At 59.3% G+C, this 12,708-nt stretch carries 14 protein-coding genes; 3 read left to right on the top strand and 11 right to left on the bottom strand.

Annotated features, from left to right (window positions below; translation table 11 throughout):
* Positions 1-10: 10 nt before the first annotated feature.
* Entirely contained in the window at positions 11-475 is a 465-nt protein-coding gene (locus ACM6IP_RS21580) for a DUF3859 domain-containing protein (protein ID WP_095167555.1), read from the bottom strand.
* Between the two features lie 70 nt (positions 476-545).
* Complete coding sequence (locus ACM6IP_RS21575) at positions 546-1,565, bottom strand: amidohydrolase family protein (protein ID WP_237234966.1); 1,020 nt, start codon at positions 1,563-1,565, stop codon at positions 546-548.
* 146 nt (positions 1,566-1,711) lie between these two features.
* Here ACM6IP_RS21575 and ACM6IP_RS21570 point away from each other — a divergent pair, with 146 nt between their 5' ends.
* Together ACM6IP_RS21570 and ACM6IP_RS21565 are read left to right on the top strand one after the other, a co-directional pair.
* Positions 1,712-2,128 carry an OsmC family protein gene (locus ACM6IP_RS21570; protein WP_095167553.1) on the top strand — a complete coding sequence of 139 codons (417 nt, stop codon included), beginning with the start codon at positions 1,712-1,714 and terminating at the stop codon, positions 2,126-2,128.
* 62 nt (positions 2,129-2,190) lie between these two features.
* Complete coding sequence (locus tag ACM6IP_RS21565) at positions 2,191-3,063, top strand: pirin family protein (protein ID WP_414862250.1); 873 nt, start codon at positions 2,191-2,193, stop codon at positions 3,061-3,063.
* 241 nt (positions 3,064-3,304) lie between these two features.
* On the opposite strand, the gene ACM6IP_RS21560 is transcribed toward ACM6IP_RS21565, so the two are convergent.
* From ACM6IP_RS21560 to ACM6IP_RS21545, 4 genes are all read right to left on the bottom strand, one after another.
* A complete protein-coding gene (locus tag ACM6IP_RS21560; protein ID WP_414862249.1) occupies positions 3,305-4,033 on the bottom strand; it encodes a dienelactone hydrolase family protein in 729 nt (242 codons plus the stop codon).
* A gap of 66 nt (positions 4,034-4,099) precedes the next feature.
* The gene (htpG, locus tag ACM6IP_RS21555; protein WP_414862248.1) at positions 4,100-6,004 is read right to left on the bottom strand and encodes a molecular chaperone HtpG; all 1,905 of its coding nucleotides are present in this window, start codon (positions 6,002-6,004) and stop codon (positions 4,100-4,102) included.
* An 88-nt stretch (positions 6,005-6,092) separates the two neighbouring features.
* The gene (locus ACM6IP_RS21550; RefSeq protein ID WP_095167548.1) at positions 6,093-6,545 is read right to left on the bottom strand and encodes a PaaI family thioesterase; all 453 of its coding nucleotides are present in this window, start codon (positions 6,543-6,545) and stop codon (positions 6,093-6,095) included.
* A complete protein-coding gene (locus tag ACM6IP_RS21545) occupies positions 6,542-7,018 on the bottom strand; it encodes a PaaI family thioesterase (RefSeq protein WP_159994450.1) in 477 nt (158 codons plus the stop codon). Before ACM6IP_RS21545 ends, ACM6IP_RS21550 begins: the two co-directional genes overlap by 4 nt.
* Before the next feature lie 159 nt (positions 7,019-7,177).
* On the opposite strand from ACM6IP_RS21545, the gene ACM6IP_RS21540 reads away from it, so the two are divergent.
* Positions 7,178-7,417 carry a hypothetical protein gene (locus ACM6IP_RS21540; RefSeq protein ID WP_095167544.1) on the top strand — a complete coding sequence of 80 codons (240 nt, stop codon included), beginning with the start codon at positions 7,178-7,180 and terminating at the stop codon, positions 7,415-7,417.
* Positions 7,418-7,481: 64 nt separating this feature from the next.
* Here the strand turns inward: ACM6IP_RS21540 and ACM6IP_RS21535 are convergent, their stop codons facing one another.
* From ACM6IP_RS21535 to sucC, 5 genes are all read right to left on the bottom strand, one after another.
* A complete protein-coding gene (locus tag ACM6IP_RS21535; RefSeq protein WP_414862247.1) occupies positions 7,482-7,883 on the bottom strand; it encodes an MAPEG family protein in 402 nt (133 codons plus the stop codon).
* Complete coding sequence (locus tag ACM6IP_RS21530; protein ID WP_095167541.1) at positions 7,883-8,620, bottom strand: DUF599 domain-containing protein; 738 nt, start codon at positions 8,618-8,620, stop codon at positions 7,883-7,885. The genes ACM6IP_RS21535 and ACM6IP_RS21530 overlap by 1 nt, the downstream gene beginning before the upstream one ends.
* A 222-nt stretch (positions 8,621-8,842) precedes the next feature.
* A complete protein-coding gene (gene brnQ / locus ACM6IP_RS21525; protein ID WP_095167539.1) occupies positions 8,843-10,156 on the bottom strand; it encodes a branched-chain amino acid transport system II carrier protein in 1,314 nt (437 codons plus the stop codon).
* Positions 10,157-10,585: 429 nt separating this feature from the next.
* On the bottom strand, positions 10,586-11,467 hold the full coding sequence (gene sucD, locus ACM6IP_RS21520) for a succinate--CoA ligase subunit alpha (RefSeq protein ID WP_053156820.1): 882 nt from the start codon (positions 11,465-11,467) through the stop codon (positions 10,586-10,588).
* Positions 11,467-12,633 (bottom strand): ADP-forming succinate--CoA ligase subunit beta, encoded by a 1,167-nt coding sequence (sucC, locus tag ACM6IP_RS21515; protein WP_007919879.1) that lies wholly within the window; start codon positions 12,631-12,633, stop codon positions 11,467-11,469. Before sucC ends, sucD begins: the two co-directional genes overlap by 1 nt.
* Between the last annotated feature and the right edge of the window lie 75 nt (positions 12,634-12,708).

Below are 12,708 nucleotides of genomic sequence, written 5' to 3'. Positions count from 1 at the left end.
CGATTGCGGCTTAGCGCACGGTGAAGCTTTGCTGCGTCAGCAAACGATCACCCTGGAACACCATGAAGCGCCATTCGCCCGGCACCACTTCGTGGCTCTCGGTGAATTCATAGGCCATCACATCCTGCGGGGCACCCGGCAGCAGCTTCTGGACCACCTCCAGCTTGTCGTGACGCACGCCGTCGGGGGTGCGAATGCCCGGGGTAAAGTACAGCAACGTCAGCGGCTGCCCCTCGACCGCCTTGCCGGCCAACTGATAGCGGATACCGAACTTGGTGCCCAGCTTGGCTGGCACCGTTTCCGTCTGACGGATCGACTCGTTGCTGCGCCGCAACACCCGCTCCCCCGACTGCAGATCAGCCTTGGCCCCTTCGAACACACCATATTCCACTGGACCTTGCACGCTGACCTCGGCGCTGGCCAGGCCGCTGAGCAGCATCAGCGCCGCCAATGCAGATAAACGAGTGAGGGACATATCGCGCTCCTTGATTGAGATGGGCGCGAGGGTATGACACCCGGGTGACAGGCTGATGACAAACCGCCACTCAGCGCGCCCCTTGCGTCACCGTACGCGGCAGGACCGCCAGGAAGTTGTCTCGCGCCACCCGACGCGCGACCTCGGGCGGCAAGGCATCAAGAAAGGGGGTAAAGCCGTGCATTTGTTTGCCCAGGGTCTTGAAGCGCCCGACCACGTCGGAACCCAGCATGAAACGCTCAGGGAAGCGCGTCACCAGGCTTACCCATTCCGGGCGAGGTTGCCCCGCCTCATCCAGCAGATAAGGCGTGAGCACGCTCCAGGACAGGTCGATGAACAGATTGGGGTACGCTTCGAGCAGCCGCGTCAGGGTCGGCAGCAGGAAATCCAGCTGGGTTTGATGCCGATGGATTTCCAGGCTGGTGCCAGCGTGCGCCCAGATAAACCGGGTATGGGGATGATTGCGCAGCGGCTCTTCGATCTCGGCCAGGTACAGCGGGTTTTTCTCGCGCTTGGAAGTGATGTTGGAATGCACCAGCACCGGCAAGTCGTTCTCCGCCGCCAAGTGGTAAATCCGCGTCATGGCCTCGTTGTTCGCTCGCGGCGTGTCGCCGGAGGTCAGGGCGGTCAAGTCGTCATGCCGGGTAAACACCTCGCCTATGCCCTGCCACAAGCCGGGATTGAGGTCGAGCATGCGTTGGATATGCGCCTCAGAGTTCTTGTCATTGGGATTGAAGCCTGAGAGGAACGGATGAAACTGTTGGCGCTGTTCGGGGGTCAGCTTGTTCACCGCGGCGGCGACAATCACATCAGTGGCGCTGTACCAGTAGGCATCGGCATCATCCCCGGCGTAATAGCGCGGGCGCTTGGGCTCGTCTTCATGCCACTTCTTCGCCACCGGGACCCCGGAAATCATCACATGCTCGATGCGATTGTCCGCCATCGCCTTGAGCAGTTTCGGCATGCCGGCGGTTTCCTGGAAAAAATCCACATAGTGCAGGTGTGCATCGCTATAGGCGTACTCACGGGCGTCCGCCAGCCCGCTGAGCAGCACCAGCAACCAGGCAGTATTCCAGGGTTTCAAAGACACGCGCGCACTCCCCAACAGATGAACAGGATAGACCCCGCGCCACGCCCAAGGGTTCAGCCATAAAGAAAGTGGAACGCCTGATTGCGCGAATGCTCTATAACTGCAAGGTGTTTTTCCGTCGTCTCCCACTGCCAGAGAGGTAACCCATGACCATTACCGTCAATACTGAATCCAGTGAAGGTTTTCGCCACAGCGTGCAGATCGATGAGCATGAACTGTTTGCCGATGTCCCGGTATCCGCAGGCGGCGAAGGCTCCGCGCCTGAGCCCCACGATTACTTCGACGCTGCACTCGGGGCGTGCAAGGCGCTGACCCTGAAGCTGTACGCACAGAAAAAAGGCATCCCGCTGACCGGCGTCACGGTCGAGGTCAAGCACGACAACAGCGAAGAGCAGAAAGGCAAGTACGCCCTGCACGTCAAGCTGACCCTCAAGGGCGTGCTCACCGATGCCCAGCGTGACGAGTTGCACCGAGTGGCCGATCGCTGCCCGATCCACAAGCTGATGACCACCAGCGAAGTGAGCATCGAAACCCACCTTTCCGAAGGCGCCTTCAGCCAATAGCGGCAAGTGCCGGCTGTGCGGGTTATGCTCAACGGCATCTTTCGTACAGCCTGGAATGCCCCATGACCGCTCCACTCGTGATCCGCCCGCGCCCCGAAGAGGTCGAAGGCCAGCCGATCCTGCGCCCGCTGCCCTCGGCCAAATGCCGCAGCATCGGGCCTTTCGTGTTTTTCGACCACATGCTCCACACCCGCTACCCGGCCGGCCACGGCATGAACATCCGCCAACACCCGCACATCGGCCTGTCGACCCTGACCTACCTGTTCGAAGGCCAACTCCTGCACAAGGACAGCCTGGGCTCCGAGCAACTCGTCCAGGCCGGTGACGTCAGCTGGATGACCGCCGGCAGCGCCATCGCCCACGTCGAACGCACGCCCGCCGAGCTGTGGGACCAGGACTTCACCATGCACGGCCTGCAAATCTGGCTGGCCTCGCCCAAGGAACACGAACAAGGCCCAGGCCACTACAGCCACCACCCGGCCGCCAGCCTGCCGGTCAGCGATAACCTGGGAGTAAAAATCCGCATGATCGCCGGCACCGGCTTCTGCCTTGAGTCCCCGGTCCCCGTACTCTCCCCGACCCTGTACGCGGAACTGCAACTGCAAACCGCCACCACCCTGCTGATCCCCACCGAACACACAGAACGCGCGCTCTACGTCCTCAGCGGCGACGCCCAGCTCAACGACCAGCCCATCGACCCCCACTCGCTGGTGATCCTGCCAAGCGGCGAAACAATGACCCTGTTCGCCGAGAGCGACTGTCACGCCATCCTCTTCGGCGGCGCCCCCATGGACGGCCCACGCCGGATCAACTGGAACTTCGTTGCCAGCGACCCGAGCGCCATCGAAGAAGCGCGCCGGCGCTGGGCAGCAGGTGACTGGCCAAGTGTTCCGGGGGAAAGCGAGAGAATTGAGTTACCCAAAGGCAGAGGCTGAGGCGGGCAGGTTTTTTGTGGGATGCGCTGCGAGGACTGCGTCCTCGAACGCAGCCTCGCGGGCTCGACAGCTGCGAGAGGATTGGGGGGTTACACCGAGAGCTTTGGTGTGGAGCAAGCCGCCATCGCGGGCAAGCCCGCTCCCACAGAGATATTCCAGCGCAGGAAAGCAGGCCGACGGGTAGGTCGCCGTGCCCTGGCTTTTGATCTTGATCCACCCGGAGGGCGATGCCCCCAATCCCCTACCCCGCAAACACCTCATCCAACAAATCATGCATCGACCTAAACGCCCGCCCCGCCACCTTGGCGTCATACATCATCATCCCCGGCACATTGGCATGCCGATCGGTAAACGAGTGAAAGGCCCCGCCATAACTCAACAACTGCCAATCCACACCCGCCGCATTCATCTCGGCCTCGAAGGCCGGCAACTGCTCCTTGGGCACCAACGGGTCAGACGCCCCGTGCAGCACCAACACCGAGCCCTTGATGCTCTTCGCATCACTGGCATCCGGCGTATCCAGCGTACCGTGGAACGACACAGTCGCCTTCACCGGCGCCCCCGTGCGGGCAAACTCCAACGCACAGCAGCCGCCAAAGCAGAAACCGAACGTCGCCAGCCGAGACACATCGACCGCCGCCTCACCCTGGCCCTGCAACTGCTCGAACGCCACCTGCATACGCTTGCGCAGCAACGGCCGGTCATTCTTCAGCGGCATCATCGCCGCCCCTGCCTGATCGTTGTCCTGCGGTCGAACCGCCTGACCATAGAGGTCGGCAATCAGCACCACATAGCCCTTGGCCGCGACCGCCTTGGCAATCTCCTCGGCACCCGCACCAACGCCCATCCAGTTCGGCGCCATCAACAGGCCCGGACGCGGACCTGAGTGAGCGGCATCGAACGCCAGGCGACTTTCGTATGGCTGGCCATCAATCTGATAGGCCACGGAACGCACAGTGATTTGACTCATGACTCACTCCCGTCAATAAACGCCACAATGAAAAAACCCGCCGAAGCGGGTTTTTCTACAACCTGTTTACACCGACAGCTCAACCAGCAGCTTGTTCAGCCGGCGCACATAAGCGGCCGGATCCTTGAGACTGTCGCCGGCCGCCAGGGCCGCCTGATCGAACAGGATGTGCGACAGATCACCGAACCGCTCGTCACTCTGCTCCGCGTCGAGCTTCTCGATCAGCGGGTGAGCCGGGTTGAATTCGAAGATCGGCTTGGAGTCCGGAACCTTCTGCCCGCTGGCTTCAAGGATCTGACGCATCTGCAGGCCCAGGTCCTGCTCACCGATGGCCAGGATCGCCGGCGAATCGGTCAGGCGATGGGAAACCCGCACCTCGGCAACAGCGTCACCCAGCGCAGTTTTCAGACGCTCAACCAGGCCTTCCTTGGACTTGGCGACTTCTTCCGCCGCTTGCTTGTCCTCGGCCGAATCCAGGTTACCCAGGTCCAGGTCGCCACGCGCCACGTCGACAAAGCTCTTGCCGTCGAAATCGCTGAGGTAGCTCATCAACCACTCGTCGATGCGATCGGTCAGCAGCAGCACTTCGATGCCTTTCTTGCGGAAGACTTCCAGGTGCGGGCTGTTCTTGACCTGTGCGTAGGTTTCGCCGGTCAGGTAGTAGATCTTGTCCTGGCCTTCCTTGGCGCGTGCCAGGTACTCGGCCAGGGAAACCACTTGCTCGCCCTCTTCACCCTGGGTAGAGGCAAAGCGCAGCAGGCCAGCGATCTTCTCTTTGTTGGCGAAATCTTCGGCCGGGCCTTCTTTCATCACCTGGCCGAAGTTTTTCCAGAAGCCTTTGTATTGCTCAGGATCGTTCTTCGCCAGTTTTTCCAGCATATCCAGCACGCGCTTGGTCAGCGCCGACTTCATCGAATCGATGATCGGGTCTTTCTGCAGGATTTCCCGCGACACGTTCAGCGACAGGTCGTTGGAATCGACCACACCCTTAACGAAACGCAGGTACAGCGGCAGGAACGACTCAGCCTGGTCCATGACGAACACCCGCTGCACGTACAGCTTCAGGCCTTTAGGCGCTTCACGCTGGTACAGGTCGAACGGAGCACGGGCCGGCACGTAGAGCAACGAGCTGTATTCCAGCTTGCCTTCGACCTTGTTGTGGCTCCAGCTCAGCGGACTCTCGAAATCGTGGGCGATGTGTTTGTAGAACTCCTGGTATTCCTCGTCCTTAATCTCGGTACGCGGACGCGTCCACAGCGCGCTGGCACGGTTGACGGTTTCCCATTCAACCGCAGGCGGCTCTTCACCTTCGGCCGCCGTGACTTCTTTCGGCAGTTCGATCGGCAACGCGATGTGGTCGGAGTACTTCTTGATGATGTTGCGCAGGCGCCAGCCATCGGCGAACTCGTCTTCAGCGGATTTCAGGTGCAGGACGATACGGGTACCGCGATCGGCTTTTTCAATGGTCGCGACTTCAAAATCGCCTTCGCCCTTGGACGACCAGTGCACGCCTTCGCTTGCGGCGAGGCCGGCACGACGGCTGAACACTTCAACCTGGTCGGCAACGATGAACGCGGAGTAGAAACCCACGCCGAATTGACCGATCAGGTGCGAATCTTTCTTCTGGTCGCCCGTCAGGTGTTTCATGAAATCAGCAGTGCCGGACTTGGCGATGGTGCCCAGATGCGTGATCGCATCTTCGCGGCTCATACCGATGCCGTTGTCTTCGAGGGTGACGGTCTTGGCGTCTTTGTCGAAGCTCACACGGATTTTCAGTTCCGCGCCGCCTTCCAGCAACTCAGGCTTGGACAGGGCTTCGAAACGTAATTTGTCGACAGCGTCAGAGGCGTTGGAGATGAGTTCGCGAAGGAAAATTTCCTTGTTGGAGTACAGCGAATGGATCATCAGGTGCAGCAGTTGCTTTACCTCGGTCTGGAAGCCCAGGGTTTCCTTTTGAGTTTCCACGCTCATGGTCATCAAACTCCGATTGGATGGCAGTGGCCGCGCCCTGAAGGGTGGCGGCGGGATGTCATTCAAGTTGGGGGCGCCACCGAGGATTTCAAGGGCTGGGTGTTTCCTCGATCTTGAAATGCGCCCGCGCCGTGGCAATCGGTTCGGCTTCAGTGCTCTGCCACGCGGTTATCGCCACGTTGGCGACGCGCCGACCTTGCCGGCAGACCTGGCATTTGGCATAGGTATCGCGAAACTGCCCGGCACGCAGGTAGTCGAGGGAAAAGTCGATGATCTTCGGCACTCCCGGCGAGCCGGTGAACACCACCAGGTGCAGGGCTGCAGCCAGCTCCATGAAACCCGCAATCACCCCGCCGTGAATTGCCGGCAATAGCGGGTTGCCAATGTTGTCCTTGTTCGCCGGCAGGCGAAACAGCAACTCATCGCCCAGGCGCGAGCATTCAACGCCAATCAGCTTGGCGTACGGTATCAGGTGCAGCAGCGAGGCATAGTCACCACGCTCGTGGGCCTGCTGCAATTGAGTCTTGAAGTCATCGTTCATTGTTGCCCACCACTCATCGAACCGCCGAAGCCCTTGGTGCCCTTGATCCCTTTGCCCATGCGCATGAACGTCCCGACCACATGGGCAATGGGCTGCTGCGGATCGTCCTGATAGGCAAAGCCGCGGGTAAAGATCACATCGGTGGTCACCCGGTAGCACTGGGCAAAGCCGTACACATCCTTGTGGGGTTCGGCCGGGTGCATGTAGTCGATGCGCAGGTCGAGGGTCGGGCACACTTCGAACTCCGGCAGCACACACAGGGTGGCCATGCCGCAGGCGGTGTCCATCAGGGAGGTAATGGCGCCACCGTGAATCACCCCGGTCTGCGGATTACCGACGATCTGCGGGCTGTAGGGCAAGGTGATGGTCATACCGTCCTGGCTGGCGCTGTGCACATGCAAACCGAGGACCTGACAATGACGCAGGGCCGATAAAAAGCGCATCGCACGCTCAAAAATGGGGTTATCCGACATTCGCTATAGGCTCTGATTAGTGTTGTTGCTTAGCTGTTATGGACGTAAGGAAAAGTTCCCACAAGAATAAACTTATATATCTGTGGGAAACATGGAACTTAACCCCTCAGGCTGTGCTCGAAAGGCCAAGTAGATATTTTCCATAAGGAGAAACACCCCATGCGTAAGACTTTAGCTATTGCCTTGATGTTGACCGCTTCCCTCGGTCTCGCTGCCTGCGATAAAAAATCCGAGGACAAAGCTCAAGATGCTACCAAACATGCCGAGCAAGCTCAGCAGGACATGAGCAAAGCTCAGGATAAAGTGAACGACGCTGCGAAAGAAAACGCCGAAGCTGCCAAAGCTCAGGCTGAATCGAACAAAGCCGCTGCCGAAGAAGCCGCTCCAAAAACCAATTAATGGTTTTAGCGCTGCACAATAAAGCCCGCCAAGTGCGGGCTTTATTGTGCGCGTTGCAAACGTATTAGAGCAGCACGCTCTTGAATGTCGGGCTGAGCATCAGCAGCAATGAACAGACCAGGCCGATACACCACACCAGGCTGCGCTGCCAGGCCAGGTCCGCCCAGTAACACAGCAAATAGATCACCCGGGCAATCACGAAGACCATTGCCAGCCCGTCGATCAGCCATCCCGCCGTCTGCGTGGTGTGCGCCATCAACACCCCCACCGCAAACAGGATGAACGCCTCAAAACTGTTCTGGTGGGCCGCCAGCGACCGGGCACCCAAGCCGCTCAACTGCGCCTGTTGCTGGCGCGGCAGGTGATTGTTGTAGCCGCCCTGCTCTTTCATGGCCTTGGTCACCGGCACACGCGCGACAAAAATCAGCAAGGCACTGATCAATACGCACCAGAACGCAATACTCATCAGCTCACCTCTTTATTGGCCTCGGGCAATGGCGCCTCAGTAGGGGTATAGACCATGACCTCTAGAACGTCGGAATGAAACTCCCGGCGATACAACACAAACACCACCCCGGCACTCATCGACATGAACAACCAGGGGCTGACAAACCAGGCCAGCATGGTCATGCCGAAGTAGTAAGAACGCAGGCCGAAGTTGAACTGGTTGGCGGCCATCGAAATCACCCGCGCCGCCCGCGCGGCAAATGCCTTGCGCTCCTGCTCCGAGACATGGCGCTCACCAACCATGGGCGCCGAGCCCACCAGGATCGCGGCGAAGTTGTACTGGCGCATGCACCAACTGAACGTGAAGAAGGCATAGACAAATACCAGCGCCAGGCACAGCAACTTGATCTCCGACATGCCCTGGGAGGCCTGCTGCACCATCGGAATATCAGCCAGCAACGACACCGCGCGCTCGGATGCGCCCAGTACCGTAAGAATACCGGCGAGAATAATCAGGGTGCTGGAGGCAAAGAACGACGCGTTGCGCTCCAGATTGCCAATCACGCTGGCGTCGGCAATGCGGTTGTCGCGCAGCAGCATGCGGCGCATCCAGTCTTCACGGTACAGGTGCAACACGCTGGCCAGGCACGCCGTGTCGCGCCCCTTCCAACTGGCATAACGGGTGTAGCCACCCCAGCAGATGACAAACCAGAGCGCGGCCAGCAGATGGATCAGATTGGCATGGATGAACGACATGTAATTCCCTGGAGACGTTGATTAAACCCGCAGGAGCATGGTTTGCCCGCGATGCCGTCCTGGAGATCGTCATCGCGGGCATGCCATGTTCCTGCAAGTTAGATGTTCGACGTTAACTCAGGGAAAAAGGCACGGCTATGCGCCCATAAAAAATGCCCCGCATCGATCGATACGGGGCATTTCGGTGTTTCGCGCCAGCCCGCTTGTGACGGGCGGCGTCAGTTACGCCAGGGCTTCGTCGCGCTTGCCCAGCAGGCGGTCGCAAGCCACCGCTACCACCAGGGTGAAGACGCACGGCACCAGCCATGCCAGGCCTTGCTCGGCCAGCGGCAAGTGGGTCAGTTGAGTCGGCATCCAGTCAGCCAGGCCAGCGCCCTTGAGCGCGTCGATCAGGCCGAACAGGAACGACACCAGCATTACCGGACCGAGGATGCGGCTGTGCTCATGCCAGAAGTCTTTGCAGAAGCTCAGGGCCACCAGCACGATGCACGGCGGGTAGATCGCCGTCAGTACCGGGATCGAGAACGCAATCAACTTGGTCAGGCCCAGGTTGGACACCAGCAGGGAGAATGCCGCAAGGATGATCACCAGGGTCTTGTAGGACAGTGGCAGGACACGGCTGAAGTACTCGGCACAGGCACAGGTCAGGCCGACCGCGGTCACCAGGCACGCCAGCGAAATCAGCACCGCCAGGAAACCACTGCCCAGCGAACCGAAGGTGTGCTGCACGTAGGCGTGCAATACCGCCGCGCCATTGGTCGCGCCGACAGCCACTTCATGACTGCCGGAACCGAGACGGAACAGGCTGACATACACCAGGGCCAGGCCCACGCCGGCAATCAGCCCGGCAATGATCGCGTAGCGGGTAATCAGCGCAGGCGACTCGACGCCACGGGAACGAATGGCATTGACGATAACGATGCCAAACACCAAGGCGCCCAGGGTATCCATGGTCAGGTAACCATTGATGAAGCCCTGGGAGAACGGTGCCGCCACGTATTCTGGCGTGCCGTGCCCGATATCCCCGGCCGGCAAGGCGAACGCGGCGATCCCGAGCACTGCCAGGGCAATGATCTTCAGGGGGGCGAGGAAACGACCCACGGTGTCCAGCAGGCGACCCGGGTACAGGGAAATGAAGAACACCAGCAGGAAGTACACCGAGCTGTAGAGGAACAGCGCCAGCGGGCTTTCGCCGGTCAGTGGCGCCAGGCCTACTTCAAAGGACACGGTGGCGGTACGCGGGGTGGCAAACAGCGGGCCCACGGCGAGGTAGCAGGCAGCCGCCAGTATGCCACCAGCGACTTTACCGATCGGACTGCTCAGGGCGTCCATCGCCCCCCCGACCTTGGCCAGCGCGACAACGGTGATCACCGGCAAACCTACCGCGGTAATCAGAAAACCCAGCGCCGCCATCCAGACATGTGGTCCGGCCTGCAAACCGACGATAGGCGGGAAGATGATGTTGCCGGCCCCGACGAACAGGGCAAACGTCATAAAACCAAGTGCCAGAATGTCCTGGCCTTTCAACACTTTCATTAAGGAAATACCACACTACTGAATCGGAATTTAGAGAGGGATTTCCCTGATGGGTGAGGGAAATGCTGTCGGTCCGTATAAGACCAACCCTTTTAGCGCGTTGCCGCCTTGTGGGCAGCGGACGCAAAAATGGCACGTAGCCTAACGAATTTTGACCAGAAACGCACTGTTAGAGGGCGAACATTCCGATCTACGACATTTTCGTGTCGCGTTTTTGCATATAAATGGTTGGTGCCTGTAAGTCCGTCATCGCGAGCAAGCTCGCTCCCACAGTTTTTGCGGTGTGAATCAAATCGAATGTGCACTACAAATCCCTGTGGGAGCGAGCTTGCTCGCGATGGCGTCCGCACGGTCAACACAAATCCCGGAAATGACAAAGGCCACCCGAAGGTGGCCTTTGTCTGGTAAAGCGTCAGCTAAGCGCGAGGCTTACTTGACAGCCCAACCGGTCAGCTCGGACAAAGCCTTGCCGATGTCTGCCAGCGAACGCACGGTTTTCACGCCTGCGTCTTCCAGGGCAGCAAACTTCTCGTCTGCAGTGCCTTTGCCGCCAGAGATGATTGCGCCAGCATGGCCCATGCGCTTGCCCGGAGGAGCAGTCACACCAGCGATGTAGGAAACAACCGGCTTGGTCACGTGTGCCTTGATGTAGGCAGCCGCTTCTTCTTCAGCCGAACCGCCGATCTCGCCGATCATCACGATCGCTTCGGTCTTCGGGTCTTCCTGGAACAGCTTCAGGATGTCGATGAAGTTCGAACCCGGGATCGGGTCACCACCGATGCCGACGCAAGTCGACTGACCGAAACCGGCGTCAGTAGTCTGCTTCACAGCTTCGTAGGTCAGGGTGCCGGAACGGGAAACGATACCGACCTTGCCTGGCAAGTGAATGTGACCTGGCATGATGCCGATCTTGCATTCGCCTGGGGTGATCACGCCTGGGCAGTTAGGGCCGATCAGGACTACGCCCAGCTCGTCGCACTTAACTTTAGCGTCCAGCATGTCCAGGGTAGGAATGCCTTCGGTGATGCACACGATCAGCTTGATGCCGCCGAAAGCAGCTTCCAGGATCGAGTCCTTGCAGAAAGGAGCCGGAACGTAGATCACGCTGGCGGTAGCGCCAGTGGCAGCTACGGCGTCTTTCACGGTGTTGAACACTGGCAGACCCAGGTGCTCGGTGCCGCCTTTGCCTGGAGTTACACCACCAACCATCTTGGTGCCGTACTCGATGGCTTGCTGGGTGTGGAAACTACCTTGCGAACCGGTAATACCCTGGCAGATAACTTTGGTGTCTTTATTGATCAGGACGCTCATTACTTGCCCTCCGCAGCTTTGACAACTTGTTGAGCAGCGTCGGTCAGGCTGGTAGCAGCGATGATGTTCAAACCGCTTTCTGCCAGTACTTTAGCGCCCAGCTCAGCGTTGTTGCCTTCAAGGCGAACAACAACCGGGATTTTCACGCCGACTTCTTTCACAGCGCCGATGATGCCTTCGGCAATCATGTCGCAACGAACGATGCCGCCGAAGATGTTGACCAGTACTGCAGCGACGTTAGTGTCGGACAGGATGATCTTGAACGCTTCGGTAACGCGTTCTTTGGTAGCACCGCCGCCCACGTCGAGGAAGTTGGCTGGTTTGCCGCCATGCAGGTTGACGATGTCCATGGTACCCATGGCCAGGCCAGCACCGTTGACCATGCAACCGATGTTGCCTTCCAGCGCTACGTAGTTCAGTTCGAACTTGGCAGCGTGCGCTTCGCGCGGATCGTCTTGCGACGGATCGTGGAAAGTCTTCAGCTTAGGCTGACGGTACATGGCGTTGGCGTCGATGTTGATCTTCGCGTCCAGGCAGTGCAGATCGCCGTCAGCCTTGATCACCAGCGGGTTCACTTCCAGCAGAGCCAGGTCGTGATCCTTGAACAGTTTGGCCAGACCTACGAAGATCTTGGCGAACTGAGCAACTTGCTTGCCTTCCAGGCCCAGCTGGAATGCCAGCTCGCGACCCTGGAATGGCTGAGCGCCAACCAGTGGATCGATAGTGGCTTTCAGAATTTTTTCTGGAGTGTCGTGAGCGATTTTCTCGATGTCCACGCCACCTTCGGTGGAAGCCATGAACACGATGCGACGGCTCGAACGGTCAACGACAGCGCCCAGGTACAGCTCTTTAGCGATATCAGTGCACGATTCAACCAGGATCTTGGTGACTGGCTGACCATTGGCGTCAGTCTGGTAAGTCACCAGACGCTTGCCCAGCCACTGCTGTGCGAATGCCTTAGCGTCTTCTTTGCTGCGAACCAGCTTTACGCCGCCCGCTTTACCGCGACCACCGGCGTGGACCTGGGCTTTGACAACCCACTCGCTGCCGCCGATTTTGTCGCAAGCTTCTGCTGCTGCTTCCGGGGTGTCTACCGCGTAACCGGTGGATACTGGCAGGCCGTACTCAGCGAACAGCTGCTTACCCTGATACTCGTGAAGATTCATGCTTATTACCGTCTTCGTTAGGTACTGCGCATTCGGTGCTGCACTGTTGAGTGCCGCACCACCTGTGACTGCTGC

The sequence above is a fragment of the Pseudomonas sp. IT-P176 genome (assembly GCF_949767245.1).
Lineage (GTDB): Bacteria > Pseudomonadota > Gammaproteobacteria > Pseudomonadales > Pseudomonadaceae > Aquipseudomonas.
The sequence above is the reverse complement of the archived record's forward strand: the minus strand, read 5'-3'. Positions and strand labels throughout refer to the sequence as shown.